This window comes from Nostoc sp. JL31, assembly GCF_017114965.1.
GTDB lineage: Bacteria > Cyanobacteriota > Cyanobacteriia > Cyanobacteriales > Nostocaceae > Nostoc > Nostoc punctiforme_A.
This window is the reverse complement of record NZ_JABXKO010000095.1, coordinates 71964-96763: the sequence shown is the minus strand read 5'-3', so window position 1 is coordinate 96763 and position 24800 is coordinate 71964. Positions and strand designations below refer to the sequence as shown.

The 24800-nt window shown below is 41.9% G+C and carries 21 protein-coding genes; 12 read left to right on the top strand and 9 right to left on the bottom strand.

What is annotated here, in order from left to right; genetic code table 11:
- Positions 1-6 precede the first annotated feature (6 nt).
- Positions 7-909 (bottom strand): gamma-carotene 1'-hydroxylase CruF, encoded by a 903-nt coding sequence (cruF, locus tag HWQ43_RS22260; protein WP_292738131.1) that lies wholly within the window; start codon positions 907-909, stop codon positions 7-9.
- 117 nt (positions 910-1026) lie between these two features.
- Between cruF and HWQ43_RS22255 the strand changes: the two genes are divergently transcribed.
- A complete protein-coding gene (locus HWQ43_RS22255) occupies positions 1027-1161 on the top strand; it encodes a hypothetical protein (protein WP_292738129.1) in 135 nt (44 codons plus the stop codon).
- Between the two features lie 52 nt (positions 1162-1213).
- On the opposite strand, the gene HWQ43_RS22250 is transcribed toward HWQ43_RS22255, so the two are convergent.
- From HWQ43_RS22250 to HWQ43_RS22235, 4 genes are all read right to left on the bottom strand, one after another.
- On the bottom strand, positions 1214-1423 hold the full coding sequence (locus HWQ43_RS22250) for a hypothetical protein (protein WP_292738127.1): 210 nt from the start codon (positions 1421-1423) through the stop codon (positions 1214-1216).
- Between the two features lie 760 nt (positions 1424-2183).
- Complete coding sequence (locus tag HWQ43_RS22245) at positions 2184-6416, bottom strand: chemotaxis protein CheB (protein ID WP_292738126.1); 4233 nt, start codon at positions 6414-6416, stop codon at positions 2184-2186.
- Between the two features lie 511 nt (positions 6417-6927).
- Positions 6928-7365 carry a response regulator gene (locus HWQ43_RS22240; protein ID WP_292738159.1) on the bottom strand — a complete coding sequence of 146 codons (438 nt, stop codon included), beginning with the start codon at positions 7363-7365 and terminating at the stop codon, positions 6928-6930.
- Between the two features lie 382 nt (positions 7366-7747).
- Positions 7748-7912 carry a hypothetical protein gene (locus HWQ43_RS22235; RefSeq protein ID WP_292738124.1) on the bottom strand — a complete coding sequence of 55 codons (165 nt, stop codon included), beginning with the start codon at positions 7910-7912 and terminating at the stop codon, positions 7748-7750.
- Positions 7913-8070: 158 nt separating this feature from the next.
- Here HWQ43_RS22235 and HWQ43_RS22230 point away from each other — a divergent pair, with 158 nt between their 5' ends.
- Positions 8071-8232 carry a hypothetical protein gene (locus HWQ43_RS22230; RefSeq protein WP_292738122.1) on the top strand — a complete coding sequence of 54 codons (162 nt, stop codon included), beginning with the start codon at positions 8071-8073 and terminating at the stop codon, positions 8230-8232.
- 227 nt (positions 8233-8459) lie between these two features.
- Here HWQ43_RS22230 and HWQ43_RS22225 read toward each other — a convergent pair whose 3' ends face one another.
- Positions 8460-8642, bottom strand: coding sequence for a CsbD family protein (locus HWQ43_RS22225; RefSeq protein WP_292738121.1), 183 nt, complete (start codon positions 8640-8642; stop codon positions 8460-8462).
- An 873-nt stretch (positions 8643-9515) separates the two neighbouring features.
- Between HWQ43_RS22225 and HWQ43_RS22220 the strand changes: the two genes are divergently transcribed.
- The 9 genes from HWQ43_RS22220 (at position 9516) to HWQ43_RS22180 (ending at position 17782) form a co-directional block, all read left to right on the top strand.
- Positions 9516-9749 (top strand): hypothetical protein, encoded by a 234-nt coding sequence (locus HWQ43_RS22220; protein WP_292738119.1) that lies wholly within the window; start codon positions 9516-9518, stop codon positions 9747-9749.
- Positions 9750-9751: 2 nt separating this feature from the next.
- Entirely contained in the window at positions 9752-11431 is a 1680-nt protein-coding gene (locus HWQ43_RS22215; RefSeq protein WP_292738117.1) for a hypothetical protein, read from the top strand.
- Between the two features lie 539 nt (positions 11432-11970).
- On the top strand, positions 11971-12297 hold the full coding sequence (locus HWQ43_RS22210; protein WP_292738115.1) for an RNA-binding protein: 327 nt from the start codon (positions 11971-11973) through the stop codon (positions 12295-12297).
- A 118-nt stretch (positions 12298-12415) separates the two neighbouring features.
- Complete coding sequence (gene rpsU / locus HWQ43_RS22205) at positions 12416-12604, top strand: 30S ribosomal protein S21 (RefSeq protein WP_012407716.1); 189 nt, start codon at positions 12416-12418, stop codon at positions 12602-12604.
- Between the two features lie 263 nt (positions 12605-12867).
- Entirely contained in the window at positions 12868-14628 is a 1761-nt protein-coding gene (locus HWQ43_RS22200; protein WP_292738113.1) for a serine/threonine-protein kinase, read from the top strand.
- 197 nt (positions 14629-14825) lie between these two features.
- A complete protein-coding gene (locus tag HWQ43_RS22195; RefSeq protein ID WP_099100555.1) occupies positions 14826-15074 on the top strand; it encodes a prevent-host-death family protein in 249 nt (82 codons plus the stop codon).
- Positions 15071-15388, top strand: coding sequence for a type II toxin-antitoxin system RelE/ParE family toxin (locus HWQ43_RS22190; RefSeq protein WP_292738109.1), 318 nt, complete (start codon positions 15071-15073; stop codon positions 15386-15388). The genes HWQ43_RS22195 and HWQ43_RS22190 overlap by 4 nt, the downstream gene beginning before the upstream one ends.
- A 422-nt stretch (positions 15389-15810) precedes the next feature.
- Positions 15811-16374: a pentapeptide repeat-containing protein gene (locus tag HWQ43_RS22185; protein WP_292738107.1), complete on the top strand. Its 564-nt coding sequence runs from the start codon at positions 15811-15813 to the stop codon at positions 16372-16374.
- Between the two features lie 223 nt (positions 16375-16597).
- Positions 16598-17782 carry a M20 family metallopeptidase gene (locus HWQ43_RS22180; protein WP_292738106.1) on the top strand — a complete coding sequence of 395 codons (1185 nt, stop codon included), beginning with the start codon at positions 16598-16600 and terminating at the stop codon, positions 17780-17782.
- Between the two features lie 81 nt (positions 17783-17863).
- Here HWQ43_RS22180 and HWQ43_RS22175 read toward each other — a convergent pair whose 3' ends face one another.
- From HWQ43_RS22175 to HWQ43_RS22165, 3 genes are all read right to left on the bottom strand, one after another.
- The gene (locus tag HWQ43_RS22175) at positions 17864-18916 is read right to left on the bottom strand and encodes a hemerythrin domain-containing protein (RefSeq protein WP_292738104.1); all 1053 of its coding nucleotides are present in this window, start codon (positions 18914-18916) and stop codon (positions 17864-17866) included.
- 263 nt (positions 18917-19179) lie between these two features.
- Positions 19180-20643 carry an ABC transporter substrate-binding protein gene (locus HWQ43_RS22170; protein ID WP_292738102.1) on the bottom strand — a complete coding sequence of 488 codons (1464 nt, stop codon included), beginning with the start codon at positions 20641-20643 and terminating at the stop codon, positions 19180-19182.
- 72 nt (positions 20644-20715) lie between these two features.
- Positions 20716-22086 (bottom strand): serine/threonine-protein kinase, encoded by a 1371-nt coding sequence (locus HWQ43_RS22165; RefSeq protein ID WP_292738100.1) that lies wholly within the window; start codon positions 22084-22086, stop codon positions 20716-20718.
- A gap of 614 nt (positions 22087-22700) precedes the next feature.
- Between HWQ43_RS22165 and typA the strand changes: the two genes are divergently transcribed.
- Positions 22701-24491 (top strand): translational GTPase TypA, encoded by a 1791-nt coding sequence (gene typA, locus HWQ43_RS22160; protein WP_292738098.1) that lies wholly within the window; start codon positions 22701-22703, stop codon positions 24489-24491.
- Positions 24492-24800: the final 309 nt, after the last annotated feature.

The following is a 24800-nucleotide window of genomic DNA, read 5'->3' as shown; positions in this document are numbered from 1 at the left end:
CCCTTTCTATTTCGCTGTAACTTTGACTCTAGCTACAGAGATTTCTGGTGGTTCAATGAGAACTTGGACTGGTGTAGATGAGCCTTTCAACCACAGCAGCACTGCGGGAGTGACACCCAGTAATAAGCCTAACAACACGGGTACAAAGAATCCAGCTGTTAAGCTCATGACTGTAGCGAAACCAAAGTTACTTAAATAAACTGCAAAAGGTATATTAAGTTGCGATCGCTCCCAGTTAATTGGATTATTTCTCCACAACAGTGCAGTCACAGTCATAAATACTGAGCTAGTACCCAGCCACCCCGCAAAATTTTGGTAAGGCATTCCAAAGAAGGGGCCTGGTTGTTGCCAATACCAAAAGGGTAGAGAAGTTTGACTCATTGCAGGATCGAGAACAAAATCCCAGGAGGTTAGTAACAAAGCACCCAAAGCGATCGCACTTATATGACGCCACAAGTTGGGTTTTTTGTCCACTTCTAAACCTGAACGTGCCAGTAGGTAAGAAACAAATCCCAAATAAAACCACGACAAGGGAATTGTAAATGGGACTAAACCCGCAATCTTATAACCTAAACCGCTTAGGTAACTATAATGGCCAAATGGAAAACCAGTACTGGTTCCTAGTAATTCACTTCCTAGAGAAATAAATACAGATGGCAACAGAAATGCCAAAGCGCGACTTAAACCCAAAGTCCGCGTGGCATACAAAAAAACACCTGCCGCGCCTAAAATCATATAAACTACACCGCCTCCTGCCATACTCCATTGCATAGCAGTTTGTCCAACCTCTGATAAGTCGAAAATTACTTGGGCATTAGGTACAACCAGTAATATCCCTACCAATCCAAATATCATTGACACGATATGACCAATAAGGCTTATGCGTTCAGCAATAACAAGTTGTCTCATGATAATTCCTTGACAAGATATGACACACAGCGACCCTACTGTTAAAAGTTTCAAAAGTTTAAGAACATATTTAGGGGTTGCTGAAAAAGTAATAAAAAAGCAAGATCAGGATTGTTAATGCGTCGGCTGACATTGTTAATGCGTCGGCTGACATTGTTAATGCGTTGGCTTGCATTGTTAATGCGTTGGCTTGCATTGTTAATGCGTCGGCTTACATTGTTAATGCGTCGGCTTTACGCAAAACTCTACTAAGTCAGCTAACGGATGAGAGCAATACTAGGTTGTAGCCTTGTTAAAAGCCTGATTATGTCCTCCGCAAATCTGCCTCGGTGAGGAGTATCATCGTTTCTGCACCAACTCTGCCAAAGTCAGGCTCTAGCCCTAATGCCATCTCAATGAGATACGTCCATGTGCCAGATTCAGGAGTGTAGCTGCGTACAATCCCTTCTCCACCAACAAAGCTTACCCATTGAGTATTGCGAAACTTAGGCAGCTTCATGAAGGTTGCAGTCATGCTTTTGATTCCTCAATTCATAGTTGATACTTTCTGTTTTAATAGAATAAATTAAATATGTTTTGTATCTTTTTAAGTAAAGATGTTAAACATCATCTATAACTTAAGAATGTTTTAGATGCAGATTAAACAATTTATACGTAATTCAAACGTTTATCAAAAAAGAATTCCAAAGTCATATTATGTCCGCATAATTAGTTATGCTAACCACAGTCATTACACCCCTCCCCGATGCTTCGGGGCTACGGTGTACACGCAAGTATTCTAGAGTTGCGCCACAGCCTTTTGATCCCCCCAACCCCCCTTAAAAAGCAGGGGGGCAAAAAGCTCTCAAAGTCCCCCTTTCTAAGGGGTATTTAGGGGGATCTACGACGATTTTGGTTTTCTAGAAAGATGTGTGTACACCGTAGCTTTGGTGGGGTGGGGTTCTTCGGGTTGAATAAGCAATCAAGCTGACATGATATCATACCAATTCTGTATCCCAACCTACAATTTTTCACAAAGCCAAGCGTATTGATATATAGCACAATACGCTTGGGTTAAGGGCTATTGGTGTAAATAATTGGTCTTTCAAGACGCGATAAATCGCGTCTCTACATGAGGGTTTTGTTGCTCATTCTGAACTGTATTGATATATAGCAGTCCTAAATAATTTGTGAACAATTAGATCCCCGACTTCTCAAAGAAGTCGGGGATTTGGACAACGTGCATTTTCACAAATTAAATACAGTACTTTCAATTACGAATTACGAATTACGAATTACGAATTATCTGTGCCTCGTCCAGTCAAATTTGTAATCATCAATACCAATTGAGTAAGGTCAATCGGTTTAGCTAGATGCATTTGGAAACCAGCATCAATTGCCTTTTGCCGCTCTTGTTCGGTGGCATAGGCAGTGATTGCTACTGCTGGAATTTGTCCCCCAGCTTCAGCTTCAAGCGTTCTCACCTGACGAATCAGGGAAAAACCATCTTCCTCTGGCATTCCAATATCTGCTAGAAGCACATCATATTTGCCAGGAGATTCAGTTAAAGCAGCGATCGCTTCCCTTGCCGATGTCACAATCACTACTTCAGCCCTGAAATTTTCTAATATCGACTTGATTAAGTCGCGGCTATCCGCTTGATCGTCTACAGCCAAGATGCATAATCCTTCAAGGCTCAAGGGTGGATTTTTACCATTTAATGTGTGCTGAGTCTCTGACAAAATGATCGGCTCTAAATAAGTTGGCGGTGTAATTTCCAACGGCATTGAGCGCAGAGGCAGCCTGACAATGATCGTGGTTCCTTTTCCCTCGCCTGGACTTTGCGCTTGAACTGTTCCACCGTGAAGTTCTACAAGATGACGGACGATTGACAAGCCTAATCCAAGTCCCTGAGTTGTTTTGCTACTGCTGGAATCTCCTTGGCGGAAGCGATCGAAAATATATGGCAGCAAGTCTGCCGAGATGCCAATTCCTGTGTCGCTGACTCGAATTTCAGCATGAGTATATACAGCTTCGAGCATAATTCCCACTCGTCCATTGGGTGGAGTGAACTTAATCGCGTTAGAAAGTAAATTCCACAGAACTTGCTGTAAGCGATCAAAATCTCCGACAACTGTCGCCGAGTTCAAGTCTGAAACAATTTGAATGCTTTTTGCCTCTGCGGACAATTGGACAGACTCAATGGCGGCATCCACTACTGAAACTAGATCGATTATACGAGTGTTTAAATGAAGCTTTCCACTCGTAATCCGTGAGACATCCAGCATATCATCGATTAACTGAGCTTGCACCTTAGCACTCCGCTCCACCACTTCCCAGGCACGAGTGACTGCTGAAGAATCTAAATCGCGGTTACGGAAAAGTTGCGCCCAGCCCAGTATAGTATTGAGCGGGTTACGAAGTTCATGGGAGAGGTTCGACAGGAATTCATCTTTAGCTCGGTTGGCAATTTCCGCCTGTTGACGGGCTGACTGCTCCTGTGCTAAAAGCTCGGAGCGCTCTAACTCAAACCGTTTGCGCTCCGTGATATCTTCAATCGCCAGCAAAATCATTTGAGCCTCTCCCTCTTGAATAATTTTCCAACCATTGAGCAGCATGGTTTTCTGCCCAATCTGCTCAAAACGATGCTCTACCTCCAAGTTTTGAATACTGGTATCGTTGGCGAGAATGTCTTCTAAGAGCGATCGCAGTTCGGGCAGGTTCCATTGACCGTTCCCTAGTTCAAAAATCAGAGATTGGGCTGTCTCTGATGGTGAAACCTGAAATGTTTCATAAAACGAGCGATTGGCTTTGTTCACCCGCAAATCAGAATCAAGGACGATTAATGGCACTTGTACCGTCTCCACAATCGCTTCAGCGTAATTCCGGGCTTCTTCTAACGTTACGGCACTGCGTTTAAGACCATCAATATCTATTAACACCAACACTACACCGTCAATTTTGTTTTCTGTAGTGCGATAAGGACGGATGCGGAGGTTGTACCAATGTCCCCCCAGAGTTTGGACTTCTAATTCTTTGATGCTGAGTGTGTCAAGTACCTCCAAAATTAGAGTTTCTAAGTCAGGAACATCGAGATTCGCTCTGATATCGCTCAAAGGTCGTCCAGCATCGGCGGGAATCAAATTGAAAAGTCGCTGCGCCATTGGCGTAAAACGTCGAACGCGTAAGTCCAAAGTCAATATCAAAATGGGAATATTAATACTGGCAAGCAAATTCGTGAGATCGTTGTTAAGTTGGTGTAATTCCTGATTTCGACTACGAAGTTCTTCATTAGTAGTGTTGAGTTCTTCGTTAGTTGCCTGAATCTCTTCTTTGGCAGTTTCTAACTCCTCATTGGTGCTTTGCAACTCTTCATTGCTCGACAGGATTTCTTCATTGGCAACTTTCAGGTCTTGATTGATATGCTCCTGCTCTTGGATCACCGCTTGTAGATATTCTTGAGTTGCAGCCCGCTCTTGGATGGCGGTTGCAAGTTCAAGCCTTAGCCGAACAATCTCCTGCGCTAAGTCTGACTGCTCTTGGCTCTCAGGATTTACTGTGCTGGGGTTGTTAATTGTGGGTGGGGCTGATTCAAATAAAACCAGAAAGTAGAGTTCTTCGTCAGTCCGAGGGTTGAATGGAATCACCTCAAGATTGATGATTTTTGCAAGATCGCCCGATTCAATTTGTAACCCTTCTCTTCTAACTAGAATTTTTTGCCGTTGTGCTTGATAAATTGTGGCGCGTAGCTCAATGAGCAAGCCTTGGCGCACCATTTTAAATAAGTTAAGACTGGGTTTCCCAGGTGAAAGTTTGAGGTAGAGATCGATTTCTCCCCGAAATTGCAGCACGTCCATCTTGTCGTTGACTACTACACCCACTGGGGCATAGCGATTCAAGATTAGTTGATCAGTTTTTTTCTCTAAATCAAACTCATCCGATGAATTCTCAAACGCCTGCTTTGATTCGTCCACTTTTACTATCGGATAATTGCTGGTAATGAACGAAAAAGTTGGACGAATTCCAGTTAGCTTTTTGGCATAAATTTTATACTTTTTGTCAATTAAAGTAAACAAATCCGAATATTTACCTGTGCTTTCTGAAGTCCCTAGCAGCAAGAAGCCAGTCAGATTAAGACTGTAATGAAAGATGGGCAATATCCGTTTTTGCAACGTTTCGTCCAAGTAAATCAGTACATTCCGGCAGCTAATTAAATCTAAGTTAGAAAAAGGGGGATCGCTGCCCAAGTCTTGCCGGGCAAACACACACAGTTCGCGCACAGCTTTGCTAATTTGATATCCACCGCCCTCAAGGGCATTAAAAAATCTGCGGCGGCTCTCTGGTGAGACTTCCACCATTTGATTCTCTGCATAAATACCTGATCTCGCTTTGTCAATCGCTATCTCGCTGATGTCTGTGGCAAAAATTTGGATCGGCGGCGAGGTTACTTTATTTGACAAAAACTCCAGCAAGGAGATGGCGATGGAATACACTTCTTCGCCCGTTGAACACCCAGCTACCCAAATCCGAATCGGCAACTCTGCTGATTTGTTTTGGATGATGGTAGGAAAGACTCGCTCTTTCAAGAGTTGAAATGCTTCGGGATCGCGGAAAAAATGGGTTACATGGATCAGAATTTCTTCATAGAGCGCCTTGACTTCACCCGGATTGTTTTGCAAATACTCGGCATAATCCTCCAAGCGTTCTAGTTTATACAACAGCATTCGGCGCTGGATTCGGCGATCGAGGGTGTTGGGCTTGTAGTGGCTGAAGTCAACGCCAGTTTGCGATCGCAATAAGACAAATATAGTCGTTAGGGCATCTCCCTGTTCGGGCAACTTCTCAACTGCGATCAGTGGCAATGACTTAGAAATAAAAGGATTGCGACTGAGGTTTACCAGTTCCTCGGCGATTTTTTGCGGCGGTAGCACAAAATCCACATTCCCGGTGGCAACAGCGGTATTGGGCATACTATCGAATTTTGCCGTGTCTTCACACTGAGCAAAAGTCACGCCTCCAGCTGCCTTGATTGCCTTCAGCCCCAGTGAACCGTCTCCATCCGCCCCAGATAGAACAACTGCGATCGCTTTGTGCCCTCGATCTGCTGCCAATGAAGTAAAGAACGCATCACCAGGCATATATTTCCCCTGAACTTTCTCTCGCGGCGTGAGTTGCAACACTCCCGCAGACAGCATCATCTTAGTGTTAGGCGGAATGATATAGACCTTGTTAGGTTCTACAGTCATGCCATCTTGCACTTCAATAACAGGCATTTGAGTTGTTCTTGCCAGAATCTCGCTCAACAGACTCTTGTGGTTAGGGTCTAAGTGTTGAATCAGCACAAATGCCATCCCTGTATCAGTAAGCAAATGCTTGAGTACCTGCGTAAATGCCTCTAATCCACCCGCAGAGGCGGCAATGCCAACGATGGGAAATAAAGCATTTGCCATGTCTTGTTGCTCTACGTCGAACACTTCATTAGCGGTAGATTCAGATACAGGTTGCTCAGAGCGTTGATCGGATGTCATAGGATGAAGTTTAGCACTGCAATGATTTGGCAACTAAGGTTTATATTTTAGATTCAGTTTACTTATTTGCCCTGTATTTAATAATAGTTTGAGTATAAAAAAAATTAAGGCTGCTTTGGGTGGTACGTGTTGGCGTTGGCGAAGCCTCTCGTAGAGAAGCCTCTCGTAGAGAAGTGCAGCGCAAGCGCGATCTTTTCGAGTTATACCGATTTTTTTCACGCAATCAAACAGGAGTGCTATATTCCCAAAATATAAACTATAAACATTTAAGTTTTCTAAATCAAAGTCACTGCCAAGAAGTAAGAAACTAGAATAAATCCAATACCAATAATTCCGCTACTCAAAAGCAAAACTAATTGAGTTAAGTCATTCATGTGATAACTCCTGAGATTAATCCTATCGTTTCTCAAGTTAATTAGTAGCATTTGAAAAATATTTATCCCTACCCATAAATGACCCATACCATTAATTCTCAAAACTTAAATTACTATATCTAAAACATTAATTAAAGCTAGTTAGCATGAGGATAAGGATTATTAGCAATTGCTAAAATGCCAAGTACAGCAACAAAATCATCAATAACTACGGGTTTAGCAACGCATAGACTAAACCCAGCTAAAAGAGCGTGTTGATACATATCTTCAGTTACAGTGCTTGTCAGAGCGATCGCTGGTACTACTTTGCCTCGCTCTCCCGTAAGTGTTCTCACTTGGTGAATCAGAGCATAGCCATCCTGATTTGGTGTGGAAATATCACTTAAGAGGATATCAGGTTGCCATTGCAAAAATATTTCCATAGCTTGTCCTAAGAATGCCGCTTGCACGCTCACACCATAGGATTGCAACATCGGCGTGAACGAATTGCAGAAATTGACATCATTATCCACAAGAAGTACTCGTAGCCCTTGAAGAAATGAAGAATTATTAGGAAATCTATTTTTTAGATACATCACAGTTTCAAGATTGAGTTTTATTGAGCTTTGGAATTTTCTTAAGTAGTACATTTATTGTGCTTGCTTGAAGTTGAATAAACTTCTCATCATTAAGCACAAAAACTCAGGGCAAATGGATTTAAATTACTCTTGATTGCAACCAAGGTTAAAAACAACGAAAAATCAGCATTTATCATTTAGTTTAGTTTCCTAAAGAACTTCCAAATAAAAAAATACTCAACTACTTCTTGTAGAGTGGGCGTCTCGCCCGCGCGTAGTCAAAGGCTGGCTGGAAGGCCACCCTACAAGATTGAATAATTTATTTGTTGGCAATCCTCAAGCTCAAAGCAATGTCTATAAAAGGCTATACCTACGCTAAAGCTGTGTCAATAAGTAGCTATTATGCGACTATTTTTGAGTTTATTGACATGATGTGGCCGCCCGGCACAAAAATGGTGAGCGGGTTATTACCTTTGAAAATATCTACTCTCTTACCAGCTTTGATTACAGCGATTAGTATACTAAAGACACTAAATTTTATGGCAGCATCGGCAGTATCAACCATTTATTTGACCGATTAAAGAAAAATTTTATTAACAGTATTGACTTTAACATCTTATTGTTAAAGTTTATGTTTGAATAGATGTTTTAATAACGTATATTTTATCTAATATGTATATTTTCAGGAACAAATTTTCTGATATAAAAAAATAAATTATTCCAATGGATGACTCCCGTATTTTTGGCCTTAGAAAAGTCAAATATATTACTAGTATTATGGCGATCGCTGTCCTGTTGTTACACGCACTTAGTCATTTAGCGTTTAATCATTGGTTGGAAAAACCGATTAATGAGTGGTTAAATAGAAGATTAATTATAAATTAGTACCTTTGAAAAAATCAGTGAAAGCTTGATAAAATATTTTGGGATAACTATTGTGAAAATGCCTAAAAATCTTAGGAAAAAAACAGAGTTAATAAAGGGAGAAGGTTCAGTAAATAATTATTTAACTTAAACCTTCTTCCTAAATAAAATTCCACCTAGTACGCTATCGCCAGAATCTAGTTACTTGAGTAACTTGTTATAACCAGGAAAACCTCTACCACAGTGTACTATTCTAAAGTCTTTTTAACTTCATCTTTGATATTTTCAGCGGTGTGACGGACTTGGGATTCAGCTTGTTTAGCTTTACCTTCAGCTTTATCTTTAGGATCGCCAGTTACCTCGCCAACTGCCTCTTGTACTTTACCTTCGATGTTTTTAGCAAAAGCTTTTGCTCTATCTTCGATACTCATATTATTTGTTCCTAAAATAAGTTGCGTAGTGATTAGTTATTGCTTGCTTGAAAAGCACTGCAATATCTATACATTACTTTTAAATAACTTTTAATTCTTCTATCTGACGATGTTTCTATGACAAATATTTGTATCCATTGTACATAGTTATTTAACCTTTAAATTCATCTTTAGAAATTCAAGTAATATGCAAAAGAGGGAAAGGGATCATTCTATTATTCTATCTTTAGACAAAATCATTTATCACTTTAGGTAGACAGTCCTGATAATAAACCGCAACTAGGCTTATCACCACTGGATATGGTAAGTACAGCGCTCTTTATCTAAGTCGAGTACACTAGCCACCCGCTTCAATAGTTCTCGGTTAAGGGGAAAAGGGGAAAGAAAAAACCCTTAACCCAAACCCAGTAACCTTTTCCCAAAACCCGATTCCTAATTAAAAATGTCTAACCGATAAGTATTGCCACTCATTCTATCTGGCACTCTCCCCGATAGCTTGGTTATACATTAGTCCCATCTTTCTTAACAGTCACTTCTTAACTTGCAATCCGCTGTATATTGCTTCTGCAACTCTGACTACTTAAGCAAGTACTAGAAATAACTGGTACTAAAAATAGCTGCAATCTCAGTAAATACTTTAGGAGCAATAGCTTACAGAACAAGGATTTTGTCACAAAATTTAGCAGAAATCAACATAATTTTTCAGGGTTTAACTGAAGAATAGTTTAGCTAGTGCAAAAAGGCATAGAGAAGTCTCAGCAGCGGCTTTGAAGTACCTAATATAACTTGTGACTAATTTCTGCTCAAAGACAGCAGGAACAATTATCCACGTTTCTTTATAGCTTCTTACTTGTAATATTTATGAAGATATTTATGCAATCAAATTTTACTACTCAACCAACTCCCAACTCCCAATATATAGACTCTACTATCCAAACTGATTCATCTGTTAACATTTTCATCGGATATTCTATCTTGATTCCAATGATTGTGTTTGTAGGGTTTAATTTCTATAAGAAACACCGGGTTGCTGTTTTCCGCCGACAAGTTGCTTCTTTAGAGAAACTGTGGCATTTGAATATTAAAAAAGAGCTTGAAGAAAAATAATAATGAAGTACTTATTTCTAATTTGGGTGCTTATATTCTCTTTAGTCGCTCCTAGTGCGGCAATGGCTGACAACAAGCCGCTTCTCGACGAGAAATTACACCAACACGTCTACGCTGAAGTAAAACAGCCATACAACTTAATATCTGGACTTGGCACAATCCACCATCCAGTTTCTACTTCTAATCCCCAAGCCCAAGAGTTTTTCGATCAGGGATTAAATTTAATTTACGCTTTCAATCATGATGAGGCGGTGCGTTCTTTTCAATACGCTGCCAAACTCGATCCGCATTTAGCGATCGCATATTGGGGTATTGCTTTAGCCTTGGGCCCCAACATTAACTCGGCAATAGATCCCAACCGAGAATTAGCTGCTTACCAAGCAGTACAGCAAGCTTTGGCACTTTCTAGCCAAGCTTCTACTCCAGAACGAGACTACATTACTGCCTTAGCAAAACGTTACTCTCAAAATGCCGATGCTGATTTGTATCAACTAGCGGTAGATTACGCCAAAGCAATGGGAAACCTAGTCAAGCGCTATCCTGATGATTTGGATGCGGCGACACTTTACGCTGAAAGCCTGATGGATCTGCATCCTTGGCAGCATTGGACTAAAGATGGTAAACCCCAGCCAGATACAGAAGAAATTGTGGCTGTTTTAGAATCAGTTCTCAAACGTAACCCGAATCATGCAGGAGCTAATCATTACTATATCCATGCAGTGGAAGCCTCACCTTCTCCAGAACGGGCCCTTGTCAGTGCTAACCGACTCGGAACTCTAGCGCCAGCAGCGGGACACTTGGTACACATGCCAAGTCATATTTATTTTCGTGTGGGAGATTATGAAGGGGCAATGCAGGCAAATGAGCAGGCGATCGCTCAAGATGATATTTACATCAAAAAATATCAAGTCCAGGGTACTTACCCCATGATGTACTACAACCACAATGTAGATTTCTTCATGGTGGCTAGCAGTATGGTGGGAAAAGATCAAGATGCTCTCCAAGCCGCAGAAAAGTTAGTCGCAAATGCTACTGCTATTGACCCGTATGCACCAATGCTAGAGGGATTCTTGGGCAGCAAAATGCTGATTCAGACACGCTTTAATGATTGGGATGCTATCTTAAGAACTCCTGCTCCCGAAGCTAAATTGCCCACTACCTCAGCACTTTGGCATTTTGCTCGCGGTATGGCCAGCGCAGCCACAGGTAAACTTGAAGATGCAGCAAGTGAAAGTCGGGCATTACTGGCTGCCAAACAGGGAATTTCCACCGCGGCAACCATTGGATTCAGCCCCGCCAATCGCATTTTAGACATTGCCTCAAAAGTTCTAGACGCCAAAATTGCTAGAGAAAAGCATGATTATGAATCTGCCATTTTATTGCTAGAAAAAGCGGTGGCAGCAGAAGATGCCCTCGATTATGTGGAACCACCAGACTGGTATTTTCCGACGCGGGAATCTTTGGGTGCTGTGCTTTTGGCTAAGGGTGACTATAGAGAAGCTGAGAAAGTCTTTCGTGCCGATTTAAAAAAGTATCCCCATAATGGACGTTCTCTATTTGGCTTGCAAGCAAGTTTACAAGCACTAGGCAAAGAAGAGGCCGCTCAAGTTGTCAAAGCTGAATTGGAGACAGCTTGGAAAGGTGATGTTCGGCAACTTAAGATTGCAACTTTGGTTAATTAGCCGAACATAATGTTCCGCCACTTACTCCCCTTTTCCAAAAAGAGAGGCTTGCGCCAAAAAAAAGACTCGCGTAGCTTGCCGCTGTAAGCATCACAGTTGGTTTTACAGCGGGTTATCCAAAAAAGTACAAGTCACAATAGTTTTATATTTGTTGCCTGACTTTGCCTTTCGTATTAAAATTTTGAAGTAATGCTTCATGGTGAATGCAGTCAAACGTTCAATTCGGATATTAAAGATGCGCCCCTGCATGTCTGATTTTCTATATCACCCTACAGAATTTATCTTCTTCCATTTCCAACCCCTTTTTGCGGTGGATTGTACTTAGGGTATGTGGGGGCGGGCGATCGCTTAGGTGCGATCGCATCACTAGTTAACTATCTACTGGGTGCAAAGAGTTGGCTCGTATGTCATCCTAGATTTATGAGAGTTAATTCAGCGATGTCTTTGGTTTTAGTATTGAAAGGCTTTTTCCTTTTAGTATTTACAGACTTCTGAGAGAAATTAAAATCTCTACACAGTGATGATTTTGGAGAGAATCGATGTCAATTTATGTAGGTAACCTCTCTTATGATGTTACACAAGAAGATTTAAGTGGTATTTTTGCAGAATATGGTACTGTAAAGCGCGTTCAAGTACCTACTGACCGTGAAACAGGTCGTCCGCGCGGCTTTGCTTTTGTGGAAATGGGAACTGAAGCTGAAGAAACTGCTGCCATTGAAGCTCTTGACGGTGCTGAGTGGATGGGTCGTGACCTGAAAGTGAATAAGGCTAAACCCAAGGAAGACAGAGGTGATAGAGGTTCCTTTGGTGGTAACAGAGGAGGATACGGTGGCGGCGGCGGCGGTGGACGCGGCGGACGCTACTAAATCTTGGAAATAAAAAATTTACCAAGAGTCTTAAGGTCAGACAAACAAGAGTCTGTCTTTTTTTTGTAATGTTACCGCCTGCATAGCCATTGATGAAGTCAACTTAGTAGGAGAAATAATGACCCAAGTAATTGTAGGTGACAATGAACACATTGAGTCAGCCTTACGACGATTTAAACGAGAAGTTTCCAAGGCTGGAATTTTTCCAGACATGAGAAAACATCGTCATTTTGAAACACCCTTAGAAAAACGCAAGCGCAAAGAAGTTGCCAAGCACAGACAAAGTAAGAGAAGTTTTCGTAATTAAGGGCTGACATACAGCAGGAGTCAGAATTCAGAATTCAGGAGTCAGAATGGGCTGCGCCCCGCTGCGCTAACAGAATTCAGAAGTCAAACAGGCTTTATACCTTGCTTTGAGACTTAGCTTGTGTACTTCACCTTCCTTGAAATCCGCTGTAAATATGAATGAATTCCCTCATAGATTCTATGAGGGTTTTCCTTTTGTCTATTTTAAAATCAGGAAACCTAAAGAAACGCTAAAATCAAGTCAGCCTTTGTATTGTAGCGGTTGTGTCCCACATCACTCAGAGTGCGGTTCACTGCATAAATCCTGATTGTCAACGTCCTTATCCTCAGCCTTGGGGAAACAAATTTTGCAACAGTTGTGGCGCACCGCTAGAACTGTTAGACCGCTATGTTCCAATTCAGCCATTAGGATCGGGAGGATTTGCTCAAATCTACACGGTTTGGGATGAAAAAACTCAAACCGAGAAAGTGCTGAAGGTGTTGGTAGAAGATTCACCAAAGGCACTGGAGTTATTTACCCAAGAAGCGGCGGTTTTATCTAGTTTGCATCATCCAGGTGTCCCCAGAGTCGATGCCGAAGGGTATTTTCAGGTACAACTGTTTAATCCCAAACTGCACCAACTGCCTTGTCTGGTAATGGAAAAAATCAATGGGCGGACTTTAGAGGAGATATTAAAAAAGTTTCCCCAAGGGTGTCCAGAGAGTTTGGTTTTAAACTGGTTTGCCCAAGCTGTACAGATTTTACAAGAATTACACAAACGTCAGATTCTTCACCGGGATATCAAACCTTCTAATTTAATGCTGGGCACTTCTTTGCCATCTTCAATCGCGTCTCCAGGGCAAGCAGAAGGCGATCGCCTGGTACTAATTGATTTTGGCGGGGCGAAACAATTTAGCGCCTCGAAGCTGCGTTCTCAGTCTAGTTCCACGCGATTATTTTCTTCTGGCTACAGTCCACCAGAACAAGTGACTGGAGGTATTGTTGGGCCAAGTGCCGATTTTTATGCCCTTGGTCGAACGGTGATTGAACTACTAACAGGCAAATATCCACTAGAGTTGGAAGATCAGCAAACGGGTAAATTGCGCTGGCGAACTGTGGTGAATGTCAACCCGCAACTAGCAGATTTGCTGGATGAGATGGTGCAGGAGGATGTGCGATCGCGTCCAGCCAATGCAGCTATAATTCAAAAACGTTTGGCGAAGATTTCTCAACCATTACCGCCACCAGGGTTATTTGCCCAACTGCAAGACAAAATTAAGCAAGCCTCAACGCAAGTTTCCCAGAGATTTACACTGATAACACAAGCTATTGAACAAGTTTTAGCTAACTTTAGCCAAGCTGTCACCAAAACCGTTGTTTTTATCGCTCAGACAATCATCAAAATTTTCCGAGCTTGTTTGGCGACAATTTGGGCGATGATCCTGAGTACTATCGGCGCTTATTTTGGTGCGATCGCTGGTTTTATTTTGGCCTATCGTACCAGCTTGGGGCGTCAGGTTGTGGAATTGATTGGGAATCAGCTAAACCAATTAGTGCCAAATACTCAACCCGTTTTCGGGGCAGATATTTTGGTGTTCGTCGCCGCAGGCTGGGGAACCGCATGGGGACTGACAGTATCCGGGTGTTTTGGTCAACGGCGGCGGTTTTTAGTAGCTTCCCTGATGGGCATGATTAGCTATGGCTTCGGCTGGTTAGTTTTGCAATTAATCACCCCAAAAGATAGCGGCGAGGGCTTAGTGGCAGTGATTTTGGTGGCAGTTTGCCTACTTACCTTGAGTTTAGGACTTCGCAGCCATCATGTAGTGTACGCTGTGTTCTCGGCTTTTGGCAGTGCGATCGGCTATGCAGTTTTGATTCTTTTGAAGTTAGCACCTCCAATCTTCCAATTTACTAGTCAACCAGCCTGGTCAGAGTTATACTTGCCTCTGACTTTTTTTGGCTCTGTAGGCTTCTTTATCAGCTTCTGGTTAGGAGTGAGTTATTACTTAATTGTCCCTGGACTGCGCCTTTTAGGATGGCGATGAAGAAGGCAGGAGGCAGTTTTTGGCAGCAATGGATAACAAATACTTAGAAAGAGTTTTAGTACTATAGGAATCCGCTTTGATTCCTGAAATTATTTGCATAGGGAGGGAACAGGGAAGAAGGAATAAAAGTGTACGTTGATTGAGGAAAAGTGCGATTGGTATACTGAGAACAACTTCTAGAAAAGGCGATCACCATCATGACGACACGCGAACTCTTATTACACGAACTAGCAAACGCGTCTGATGAACTCTTGCTACCAGTGCTGCAATTTTTGCAATTCCTCAAAGCGCATCCTATTCAATCCGCTGATCTTGAACTTGACACCCTGGAAACCATCATCAGTCTTCGGCAGGGATTAGCCGAATTTGATCGCGGTGAAGGACTTCCTGCCACCCAAGCGTTAGAAGAACTGCGTCATCAACTCCAGATTCCCCCTCGCCCATGACTTATCAGGTTTTGATCCAGCCAACCGCGTTTCAAGACATAGAAAACACTTACCGTTGGATGTGTGACAACTTTGATGCTGAAATTGCTAATCAATGGTACTACGACCTACAAGATGAGATTGCCTCCCTACAACTGTTTCCCAAACGATGCCCAATAGCATCGGAAGCACAAGGAATTGGGCGAGAAATTCGTCAACTCTTCGTTGGCAAACGTAGACAATATCGAGTGTTGTTTGTGGTTGAGGAGGATGTTGTGGCTATTATTCATGTTCGCCACAGTCGGCAAGCGCGTATTGAACCTGATGCAGAGTAGGCGATCGCGCGCGCTACGCAACACAAGATATCAGCAGTATTTTGGATGGTGACGGATAAGGGGCGATCGCACTTTGGGGAAGTTTTCCTAAATTGAGAATTGCTGATATTGGAATAAATCCCTCCTGTCCTCTGCCTTTGTTGTCAATCAAGTGCCTAAAAACAAGATCCCCCTAGTCGTATTTTTATCGAGCTAGGGGGATCACATATTTGGTAGTCTATAATTGGTTCGGTATAGTTCCTTACGATTTGATTCTATAGCCTATATTTCCGTTTGAGTAGTCTTACTATTAGAATTTATAGTATTTTTACAGCTTCTTAATCAATGCTTCATCCCGGTACTTCTTTAGAGAAGCAGTATATGTAAGGATGACAGTACGTGATGTTCGTAACTTATCATTTTTGTAAATATCAGTAAAAAATATGAAACTTAAGATTGTTGCCACCGTCTGCCTGTTAGCTTGTTTAGGGTTTGCAGAGCAGGCTCTTGCGTTAAATCAGCTAGATTTGGATCAGTTGAAGGCAACAAGTGCCTGTCCTCGGTGTAATTTGAGTGGCGCTGACCTAAGTAAGCTAAATCTAACTGGAGCAAATTTACGAGGGGCTGACTTGAGCGCCGCTACATTATCTCAAGCTAATCTCACGAATGCCGATCTCACCGGTGCAAATTTAGAAGGTGCGATTCTGAATTCGGCGAATCTGAGTGGTGCTTCTTTAACAGGAGCAAATTTAAAATCAGCATCCCTAGAAAATGCCGATCTGTCTTTTGCTGGCTTCATCAGTGCCAATTTAGAAGCAGCAAACTTAAAAGATGCCAAATTGCAATTTACCAATTTTCGGGGGGCTAACTACCGACTAACAACTTTAAATAATGGTGTCGTCACCTCCGACAAACCTTATGGCTGGTCGTTAGAGCGTCAAAATCCCAGAGAATGTAACGAGTACAAACCCGAAAATACTTTAGGCACAACCTGCTATTCAAAATAGACTAGGGAATGGGGCATTGGGGATTGGGCATTGAGAAGAGACAAGGTAGACAAGGAAGAGGGAAAGATAAGGGAGAGAGTTGTTCGATAATTCCCCCTTACTCCCTGCACCCTGCCCCTGTGCTTCTTCCTTAAACCACTATCCTTGTAATAGCAAAAGCATTTTGTTTGTTAACAGTTCTTTATCATGGGAAAAAAGCCTAGCCTATAGATTAATTAAATCGATGCTTACCCATATAAAAGACCTAGCAGCAAAACTAGCGCCCCGCTTAATTGAAATTCGCCGCCATATCCACTCTCACCCAGAACTCAGCGGTCAGGAGTATCAAACAGCAGCCTTTGTAGCTGGTGTTTTGTCTTCCAGTGGGCTACACGTACAAGAAGGAGTTGGTAAAACAGGTGTGATTGGTGAACTGCAAGGCAGTGGTCAAAATGACCGTTTATTGGCAATTCGTACTGATATGGATGCCTTGCCCATTCAAGAGGGCACTAATTTGGAATATGCCTCTCGTGCAGATGGGATTATGCACGCTTGCGGTCACGATGTCCACACGACTGTAGGGTTAGGAACGGCGATGGTGCTGTCCCAAATGGCTGAGGAGTTGGGTGGGAAAGTGCGGTTTTTATTTCAGCCAGCCGAGGAAATTGCTCAAGGGGCAAGTTGGATGGTGAAAGATGGAGCGATGGAAAATGTCTCGGCTGTATTAGGGGTTCATGTTTTCCCTTCTATACCCGCAGGTTCTATTGGGGTGCGTTACGGAGCATTGACAGCCGCCGCTGATGATTTAGAGATTCTGATTATGGGAGAATCTGGACACGGGGCACGTCCCCATGAGGCGATTGATGCGATTTGGATTGCTTGCCAAGTGATTACTGCATTGCAACAAGCCATCAGCCGGACGCAGAATCCTTTGCGCCCTGTAGTATTGAGTATCGGGAAAATTAATGGTGGTAGAGCGCCGAATATAATTGCGGATAAAGTGCAGTTATTGGGAACCGTGCGATCGCTCCATCCTGAAACCCGTGCCCATCTCCCAAACTGGATTGAAAACATTGTATCTAATGTTTGCCATACCTACGGAGCAAAATATCAAGTCAATTATCGCCAAGGTGTACCCAGCGTCCAAAATGATTACGCCCTGACGCAATTGTTACAATCAGCCGCAGAAGAAGCTTGGAGTTGCGATCGCGTTCAAGTTTTACCTGAACCCTCCCTTGGATCTGAAGATTTTTCTATTTATTTGGAACATGTCCCTGGTTCTATGTTTCGCTTGGGTGTCGGCTACAAAGAAAGAATCATTAATCACCCTTTACACCATCCCCAATTTGAAGTAGATGAATCTTCCATTATCACCGGAGTTGTAACTATGGCATACACAGCTTATAAATACTGTCAGCAAAATTTGTAAACAAAAACTCCCAGCGTTTACCTGCTGGGAGTTTTTGTTTAACTAACTTTTTTTAGCGGATATAAAAAGCTCGAAAGCATTCTACACATTCGATTCGCTAACAACACCCAATTTCTCTTGAATTCGGGTCTTAGCGGCTTTGAATTCAGTAGCCAGTTGCTCGCTTTGCTCAGTAGTCAAGTTGTTGCGAATGGCAGCAAACATTGTGCTTTCTTCTTGACGAATATGATCGCCGAGAGCAGCCAATAGCTCTTTAACTTTTTCTTTGAATTGAGGTGAAGATGGGCTAAGAGCCTTAATTTCCTCTAATGCCTGCTTTGCATGAGCTTGTTCATCAAACAATTCTTGGGTGTTATCTTGACCGTAGAAAGGACGTACTCTTGGGTAGACTACTTCCTCTTCAGCTTCAGCGTGGGCACTTAAATCCTTGTAAATTTGACCGAAGTACTCTTGGATTTTTTGTGGATCGTTGCTTTGTAGTAGTTCGGTGAATAAGGTATTTACCTTGTTGTGATCGAGGCGGATGACATCTTGGATATTTAGATCCTTTTTGTCGCTGTTTTGGGTGACAGCACTACCAACTACACCACTAACTGCGGCCATAGCGTCTTGAACACGTGCCCAAATTCCTTGATCTGCATCTTGTCCAGTGAGTTCACGGACACCCAGAATTTCCAGAATGCCTTTGAGTTGCTCTTGGTGAGCGCGGTTCTCAAAGTTAATAGTATTCAAAGGTGCGATCGCTAGTAAAATGTCAGCACCAACTTTTTGAGCAGCTTTGTGAACAATCAAGCCACTCATTACTAATTGATGTTTTAGCAATTCATGCTGAGAGACTTTCTCATACAGGCTTAACTCAGAACCTTTGAACAATTCGCGAGCTTTTTCAATGAATTGTGTAACATTTTTTTTGGGTTCTGCCTGAATGCCATATTGACCAATTACGGTTTCTAAAATACCAAGGTTTTTTTCATCATCATTGATAAAATTTCGGATGCGATCGGCAATTTCAGCATCAAGCCCTTGCGTCAAAAGCGATTGTTCATTTTCGATGACCAACTGTTGGAGAGCTTTAAGACTTGCAAGTTTTACAGCAATAGCATTGCGTTTCGTATCATCTAAAGTAGTTACCATCTGTGTTCTCCGTCGGCAAAGTGTTCGTAATTCTTACTGATATAACCTTGACACAGAGGTTAGGGAGATTCCATCTTTCTTTTGAGCGATCGCTCTCACAACTCTGGGTAGAGAAAAAAACTTTTCGTTAGATAAAAATTGCAGCGATCGCTTCAATTCATGGTTGCAATCAAATCAAGTAATTTAGTATGACATTCAAATTGAATAGATTACCGATTTGGGAGTAATCTATATCTTTGGAATGAAAATTAACATCAAAAAAACTACTTCTTATTCAAGAGGGCAAAATCGTAACCAGTTCCACTAGAGCAAGACTCACAACGCTCGATTTTGACAAGCATTGCTTCTCCTTGACGCTCCCCGGAGGGCGAAAACTGAATCATTCCGGTTGCTCCAGATGTTGAAAAATTGGGATTAGATAATACCCTTTGTAATCCTTCGCGGGTACTATCTTCTTTTAAGCCAGCAATAATTGCTTGGAGTGCATCATAAGCTCCCGCCGTTCTCTGATTTACTTGGGCATTCCAAAGCTGAAAGGCATTTTTTGCAAATGGGTTATCTTTATTAGCATTACGATGCCAATACACAGGTAACACCATTCCTTCGAGATCCTTGCCATTTTGTAAAGTTGTTGCACTGTACATAGTTTCAGAAGCAAACAGTGGCTTTCTACCTTTAACCTCTTGTGCTACCTTGGTGGCAAAATATATATTTCTGATTGAAGGCATTAGTAAAAAGCCACTTGCATTTTCTGTTTCTATGGCTTTATCTACAAAAGCTCTAGGGTCAAAATTTTTGTCGGCTAAATTGCAAGGCGTACTAATAACGTTGCTGCCATATTTTTTGATAGCTTGAGTGTACTTTTCTACAAGTATCTGATTTGATGAAGAGGTGGAATTATCTCTTGAACTACGAACATCGCCACAAATAGCAACATTTCTTGCTTGTCGAGCAATGTAGCGAGAATGAGTATCTACTAAATTATCATATAATGGATTGATATGAAACAAGTAGTTAGTTGTGGAACTATTAGGCTGAAGATTTACTGTATTATTATCTAATTTTTCGGTATTTTCTGCTTGATTTGGTAACTCGACGGGTAAGACTAAAACCAAACCTTTCTCTTTATATATTTCTGCATTACGTCTAACACCCACGGCAGCTACGAGGCTTTTATCTTGAACTAATTCATTATCTAACCGTGCAGAATCTTCTCTATTATCAGCACTTGCAATTACAATTTGCAATTTTTTACCATTAATTCCTCCTTGGTTATTAACTTCATTTTGAGCTTGAGCTACACCGCGTAAAATCTCTTCTGCTAAACTAGGATCAAAGTTAATTGGTGCGACGATCGCAACTTTTATAGCTTCTAAATTATCTCGTGCTATTTTGGCATTGTTTAAATAAATTAAAGTTTCTGGATCGTTGCGATTATTTTTCAGAGAATCAGTAAACTTTTTAACGGCAGTACTGAAATCTTTCTCAGCAAAAGCTTTAACTCCATCTGCTTTTTCAGGGGATGTTTGCACTTTCACCAAAATTCTTGTACCCAAATTCAGTAGTGAAGGCTTATTTGTAAATGAAGATGAAGTCTGTGTGGGGTTTGATGATGTTGTGACGATAGTAGAAGAAACTTTGCTAATTAACCATAAAATAGCTGCTACCATTACCCCAGCCAGACCAAGGGAAATAAGCAGTCTCAAGTTTTCTTTTTTATTTGTCATGAATAATTACCAATATATTACAAAAATTATCTTAAATAAAGAGATTTATGACAATTGAAGAAAACCAAAAAACTAAAGATATTTAGCAATCAGTTTGTTAATTATTTCAGACACACCGACAATAATAACTGTTAATAAACCTGCCAGGATAACTAGCAATCCTACAAGCAGCAATCCATTCAAACCAGCGTTGAGAAGATTATTAGTTAGGAGATTTCTGAAAATAAAGACAATGAGTAAATTTGCGATGATAGCAATAACAATTAAATAAGCTTTTTCTAGAAGTGGGCGAGATTGAATAAAGACTAATCCTCCTAAAATGAGCAACCACAATCCAGAGCTAATCCAAGTAGTTCCGAGAAAACTTATAAGTGCGATCGCTAAAAATGAACTGCCCGACCCTGCTATTATTGCTCCAGATAATAATCGAATGTTAGATAATTGTGGTAGATATCGAGTTGATTGATGTTGATTTTGTGGTTGCGATCTTGATCGCATAGTAGGCGGAATAACTGTAGGAGCTGATGTATATTTTAGCGGTGGCAACTTCTTCAAGTCTTGTAAGACAGCCTGTGCAGATTGATAACGCTGTTCGTGATTTTCTTGTAGGGACTTATTAATAATCATCTCTAATTCTTGACTTATGGGTTGCGTTAAATGCTGCCGCCAACTAGAAGTCCAACCATAGCCTTGTTTCATCCACAAACTTGAAGGAGAGATATTGGTCAGCAGATGAAAGCAAGTTATTCCTAAACTGTAAATATCACTGGAAGGAAAAACTTTACCCGCTTGCATTTGCTCAATTGGTGCATAACCTAATGAACCAATAATTGTCCCCACTGCGGTGTTTGTAGGTTCCGTCTTTTGCTTTGCCACCCCAAAATCAATTAGTACTAATTTCCCATCATTTTGACGGCGAATAATATTTTCTGGCTTAAGATCACGGTGAATTACTTGTTGTTGATGTATATCTACCAGTACAGATAATAAATCATTTAAAAAATCTCGAATTTTGGCTTCATCAAAAACTCCCTGTTGTTTTAACTCTTGCAACAGATTTTGCCCTTCGATAAACTGCTGCACTAAATAAAGATATTCAGCTTCCTTAAAATATGCATACAAATTGGGAATTTGGAGATGTTCTCCTAGTTCTTTGAGACGTTTGGCCTCTCGTTCAAACAACTCAGTCGCTTTTTTATGTGCCTGACTACCCTGACTGCCATAAAATTGACTTAGAACCAGCTGCTTAACAACACATTGTTCATTGAGCTTGTCTATATCTTCTGCGATATATGTGCGTGCAAACCCTCCTCTCCCTAATGGTGAGATGATTCGGTAACGATTTCTCAATAGCGATACCAACTCTGTGCCACAACTGAGGCAGAAATTTGCTCCGTCAGGATTTTTGGGATTCTCGCAATTAGGATTTAGGCAGCAGACCATATAATTATCGCTGTCATTTTATTAGTTTTTAGAATATACCTTAAATTCCCTAGAAGCGTTACATTGTAAAGTCTCTACATAGACAATGGCGACGCCGAATAGCCCGTCGTAGACATCGCCTTTTACTCTCCTAAACAATTAACCTCGCTCTACATTGTGAGAATTCTGTGTAAGTTGAATATTTTTGTAGAGATACCCACCCCATTCTAGTCAAGAAAAACCAAACTTGGCGATCGCTTATCTTTGATCCCAAACATGAAATACCCTGACTTTTAGCAGCCAGCAACTTTATCTCTCTAAGACAAAGATCGCACTTTTCACCAAAGTATTTCAATGACTAAATTCCTCTATGCGAATCAACCGGAATTCTCAAAAGCAATACTGCCCTTCAGGTAACACCTGTTTGTCACAGAAGCTTTTTTTATCCCACCAACGCCGTAATTACCACACATCTACATTGTGGGGTTTACAAAACTCACCGCAATTGTGACGATTACGCTAGAATTATTAAAGGTTCTTTACAGAGTTTGCCGATCATCCCCAATTCTGTTAAAACAGCCTAGCATTCAAATGTAAATCTTATAAACACCCTCTAGAGTTCACCAAAAGCTTCTATGACGCTCCCAATTCGCAACGTCGCCATTATCGCCCACGTTGACCACGGCAAAACCACGCTGGTTGACGCACTCCTCAAACAATCCGGCATTTTCCGCGAAGGCGAAGACGTTCCGGATTGCGTTATGGACTCCAACGCCCTAGAACGGGAACGGGGTATTACTATCCTGTCCAAAAATACAGCAGTTCGCTACAAAGAAACACTAATTAATATTGTTGATACTCCTGGACACGCTGACTTTGGTGGCGAAGTTGAACGTGTACTCGGCATGGTTGACGGATGTCTTCTGATTGTCGATGCCAATGAAGGCCCCATGCCCCAAACACGCTTTGTTCTGAAAAAAGCTTTAGAAAAAGGGCTGCGCCCCATCGTTATCATCAACAAAATCGACCGTGGTCAAACTGACCCCCACGTTGCTGTCGATAAAGTATTGGATCTGTTCTTGGAATTAGGGGCAGATGAAGACCAGTGTGATTTTACCTATCTGTTTGCCTCCGGTATGGCAGGTTTCGCCAAAGAAAGCCTAGAAGCCGAATCGGTAGATATGCAACCCCTGTTTAATGCGATTCTGCAACACGTTCCACCACCAGTAGGCGACAGCAATAAGCCTCTGCAATTGCAAGTCACAACCCTAGATTATTCTGAATATCTGGGACGGATTGTCATTGGCAGAATTCACAACGGTACTATCCGCGCAGGGCAGCAAGCGGCTTTAGTTACAGAAGATGGCACCATTGTCAAGGGTAAAATTACCAAGTTGATGGGCTTTGATGGACTCAAGCGCGTAGAGATGGAAGAAGCAACCGCAGGTTATATTGTCGCGGTGGCTGGTTTCGCTGATGCTTATATTGGGGAAACGATTACTGACCCCAATGAACCACAAGCTTTACCACTAATTAAAGTGGATGAACCAACCTTGCAAATGGCCTTCTGGGTGAATGATTCGCCCTTTGCAGGTCAAGAAGGCAAATTGGTGACATCAAGACAAATACGCGATCGCCTTTTCCGCGAACTCGAAACCAACGTTGCTTTGCGTGTCGAAGAAACCGATTCTCCTGACAAATTCCTCGTTTCCGGTCGTGGAGAACTCCACTTGGGTATCTTAATTGAAACCATGCGTCGGGAAGGCTTCGAGTTTCAGGTATCTCAGCCACAGGTAATTTACCGCGAAATCAACGGTCAACCTTGCGAACCTTACGAACTCTTGGTGTTAGACATTCCTGCTGATGGTGTGGGTAGCTGTATTGAACGCCTGGGACAACGCAAAGGCGAAATGCAAGATATGCAACCAGGTAGTGGCGATCGCACCCAGCTAGAGTTTGTCATTCCCGCCCGTGGATTGATTGGTTTCCGGGGTGAGTTCATGCGGATGACTCGTGGCGAAGGCATCATGAACCACAGCTTCTTAGACTACCGTCAAATTAGTGGTGATATTGAAGCCCGTAACAAAGGCGTTTTAATCTCCTTTGAAGAAGGCGTTTCTACCTTCTACGCTATGAGAAACGCCGAAGATAGAGGAGCATTCTTTATTACTCCCGGCACAAAGGTTTACAGAGGCATGATTGTGGGAGAACACAATCGTTCCCAAGATTTGGAATTGAATATCTGTAAGACCAAGCAGTTAACCAACCACCGCGCTGCTGGTGGCGATGAACTAGTACAACTGCAAGCACCAATAGACATGAGCCTAGAGCGTGCTTTGGAATACATTGGCCCCGATGAATTGGTGGAAGTTACACCCCAATCAATTCGTCTGCGGAAGATGTCGAAGAAGTTGGCAAAACGGTAAGTAAAGTTACGTGATTGATTTAGAAAGCCCGCATGAGCGGGCTTTTTTATTTTATTAGCTGGGGTGAGCTTATCTATATATGTGGGCATTGTAAGAAAAGTACTGCTCGGCTATACTAGCAAGTCAAGTATTTAGAGAAAAATTAGGAAGAGCAAACTGTGCCAAACTGCCCATATTGTGATACGCCAATTGATGAAGTATATAGCTTTTGCGTTAGCTGTGAACGGCAGGTGAAGTGTATAAAGTGCAGCAATCATTTATTTAGAGATAAGAGCAAGTGCTTTAAGTGTGGCACTTTAATTGACACTC

Coding starts and splice junctions, on each gene's coding strand:
- HWQ43_RS22185 (WP_292738107.1), top strand. CDS start 15,811: ATGAAACTTAAGATTGTTGCCACCGTCTGCCTGTTAGCTTGTTTAGGG.
- HWQ43_RS22190 (WP_292738109.1), top strand. CDS start 15,071: ATGACTTATCAGGTTTTGATCCAGCCAACCGCGTTTCAAGACATAGAA.
- HWQ43_RS22250 (WP_292738127.1), bottom strand. CDS start 1,423: ATGACTGCAACCTTCATGAAGCTGCCTAAGTTTCGCAATACTCAATGG.
- rpsU (WP_012407716.1), top strand. CDS start 12,416: ATGACCCAAGTAATTGTAGGTGACAATGAACACATTGAGTCAGCCTTA.
- HWQ43_RS22165 (WP_292738100.1), bottom strand. CDS start 22,086: ATGGTCTGCTGCCTAAATCCTAATTGCGAGAATCCCAAAAATCCTGAC.
- HWQ43_RS22170 (WP_292738102.1), bottom strand. CDS start 20,643: ATGACAAATAAAAAAGAAAACTTGAGACTGCTTATTTCCCTTGGTCTG.
- HWQ43_RS22180 (WP_292738106.1), top strand. CDS start 16,598: ATGCTTACCCATATAAAAGACCTAGCAGCAAAACTAGCGCCCCGCTTA.
- HWQ43_RS22215 (WP_292738117.1), top strand. CDS start 9,752: ATGAAGTACTTATTTCTAATTTGGGTGCTTATATTCTCTTTAGTCGCT.
- HWQ43_RS22210 (WP_292738115.1), top strand. CDS start 11,971: ATGTCAATTTATGTAGGTAACCTCTCTTATGATGTTACACAAGAAGAT.
- HWQ43_RS22230 (WP_292738122.1), top strand. CDS start 8,071: ATGGATGACTCCCGTATTTTTGGCCTTAGAAAAGTCAAATATATTACT.
- HWQ43_RS22235 (WP_292738124.1), bottom strand. CDS start 7,912: ATGGTTGATACTGCCGATGCTGCCATAAAATTTAGTGTCTTTAGTATA.
- cruF (WP_292738131.1), bottom strand. CDS start 909: ATGAGACAACTTGTTATTGCTGAACGCATAAGCCTTATTGGTCATATC.
- HWQ43_RS22240 (WP_292738159.1), bottom strand. CDS start 7,365: ATGTATCTAAAAAATAGATTTCCTAATAATTCTTCATTTCTTCAAGGG.
- HWQ43_RS22220 (WP_292738119.1), top strand. CDS start 9,516: ATGCAATCAAATTTTACTACTCAACCAACTCCCAACTCCCAATATATA.
- HWQ43_RS22245 (WP_292738126.1), bottom strand. CDS start 6,416: ATGACATCCGATCAACGCTCTGAGCAACCTGTATCTGAATCTACCGCT.
- HWQ43_RS22195 (WP_099100555.1), top strand. CDS start 14,826: ATGACGACACGCGAACTCTTATTACACGAACTAGCAAACGCGTCTGAT.
- HWQ43_RS22225 (WP_292738121.1), bottom strand. CDS start 8,642: ATGAGTATCGAAGATAGAGCAAAAGCTTTTGCTAAAAACATCGAAGGT.
- HWQ43_RS22255 (WP_292738129.1), top strand. CDS start 1,027: ATGCGTCGGCTGACATTGTTAATGCGTCGGCTGACATTGTTAATGCGT.
- HWQ43_RS22175 (WP_292738104.1), bottom strand. CDS start 18,916: ATGGTAACTACTTTAGATGATACGAAACGCAATGCTATTGCTGTAAAA.
- typA (WP_292738098.1), top strand. CDS start 22,701: ATGACGCTCCCAATTCGCAACGTCGCCATTATCGCCCACGTTGACCAC.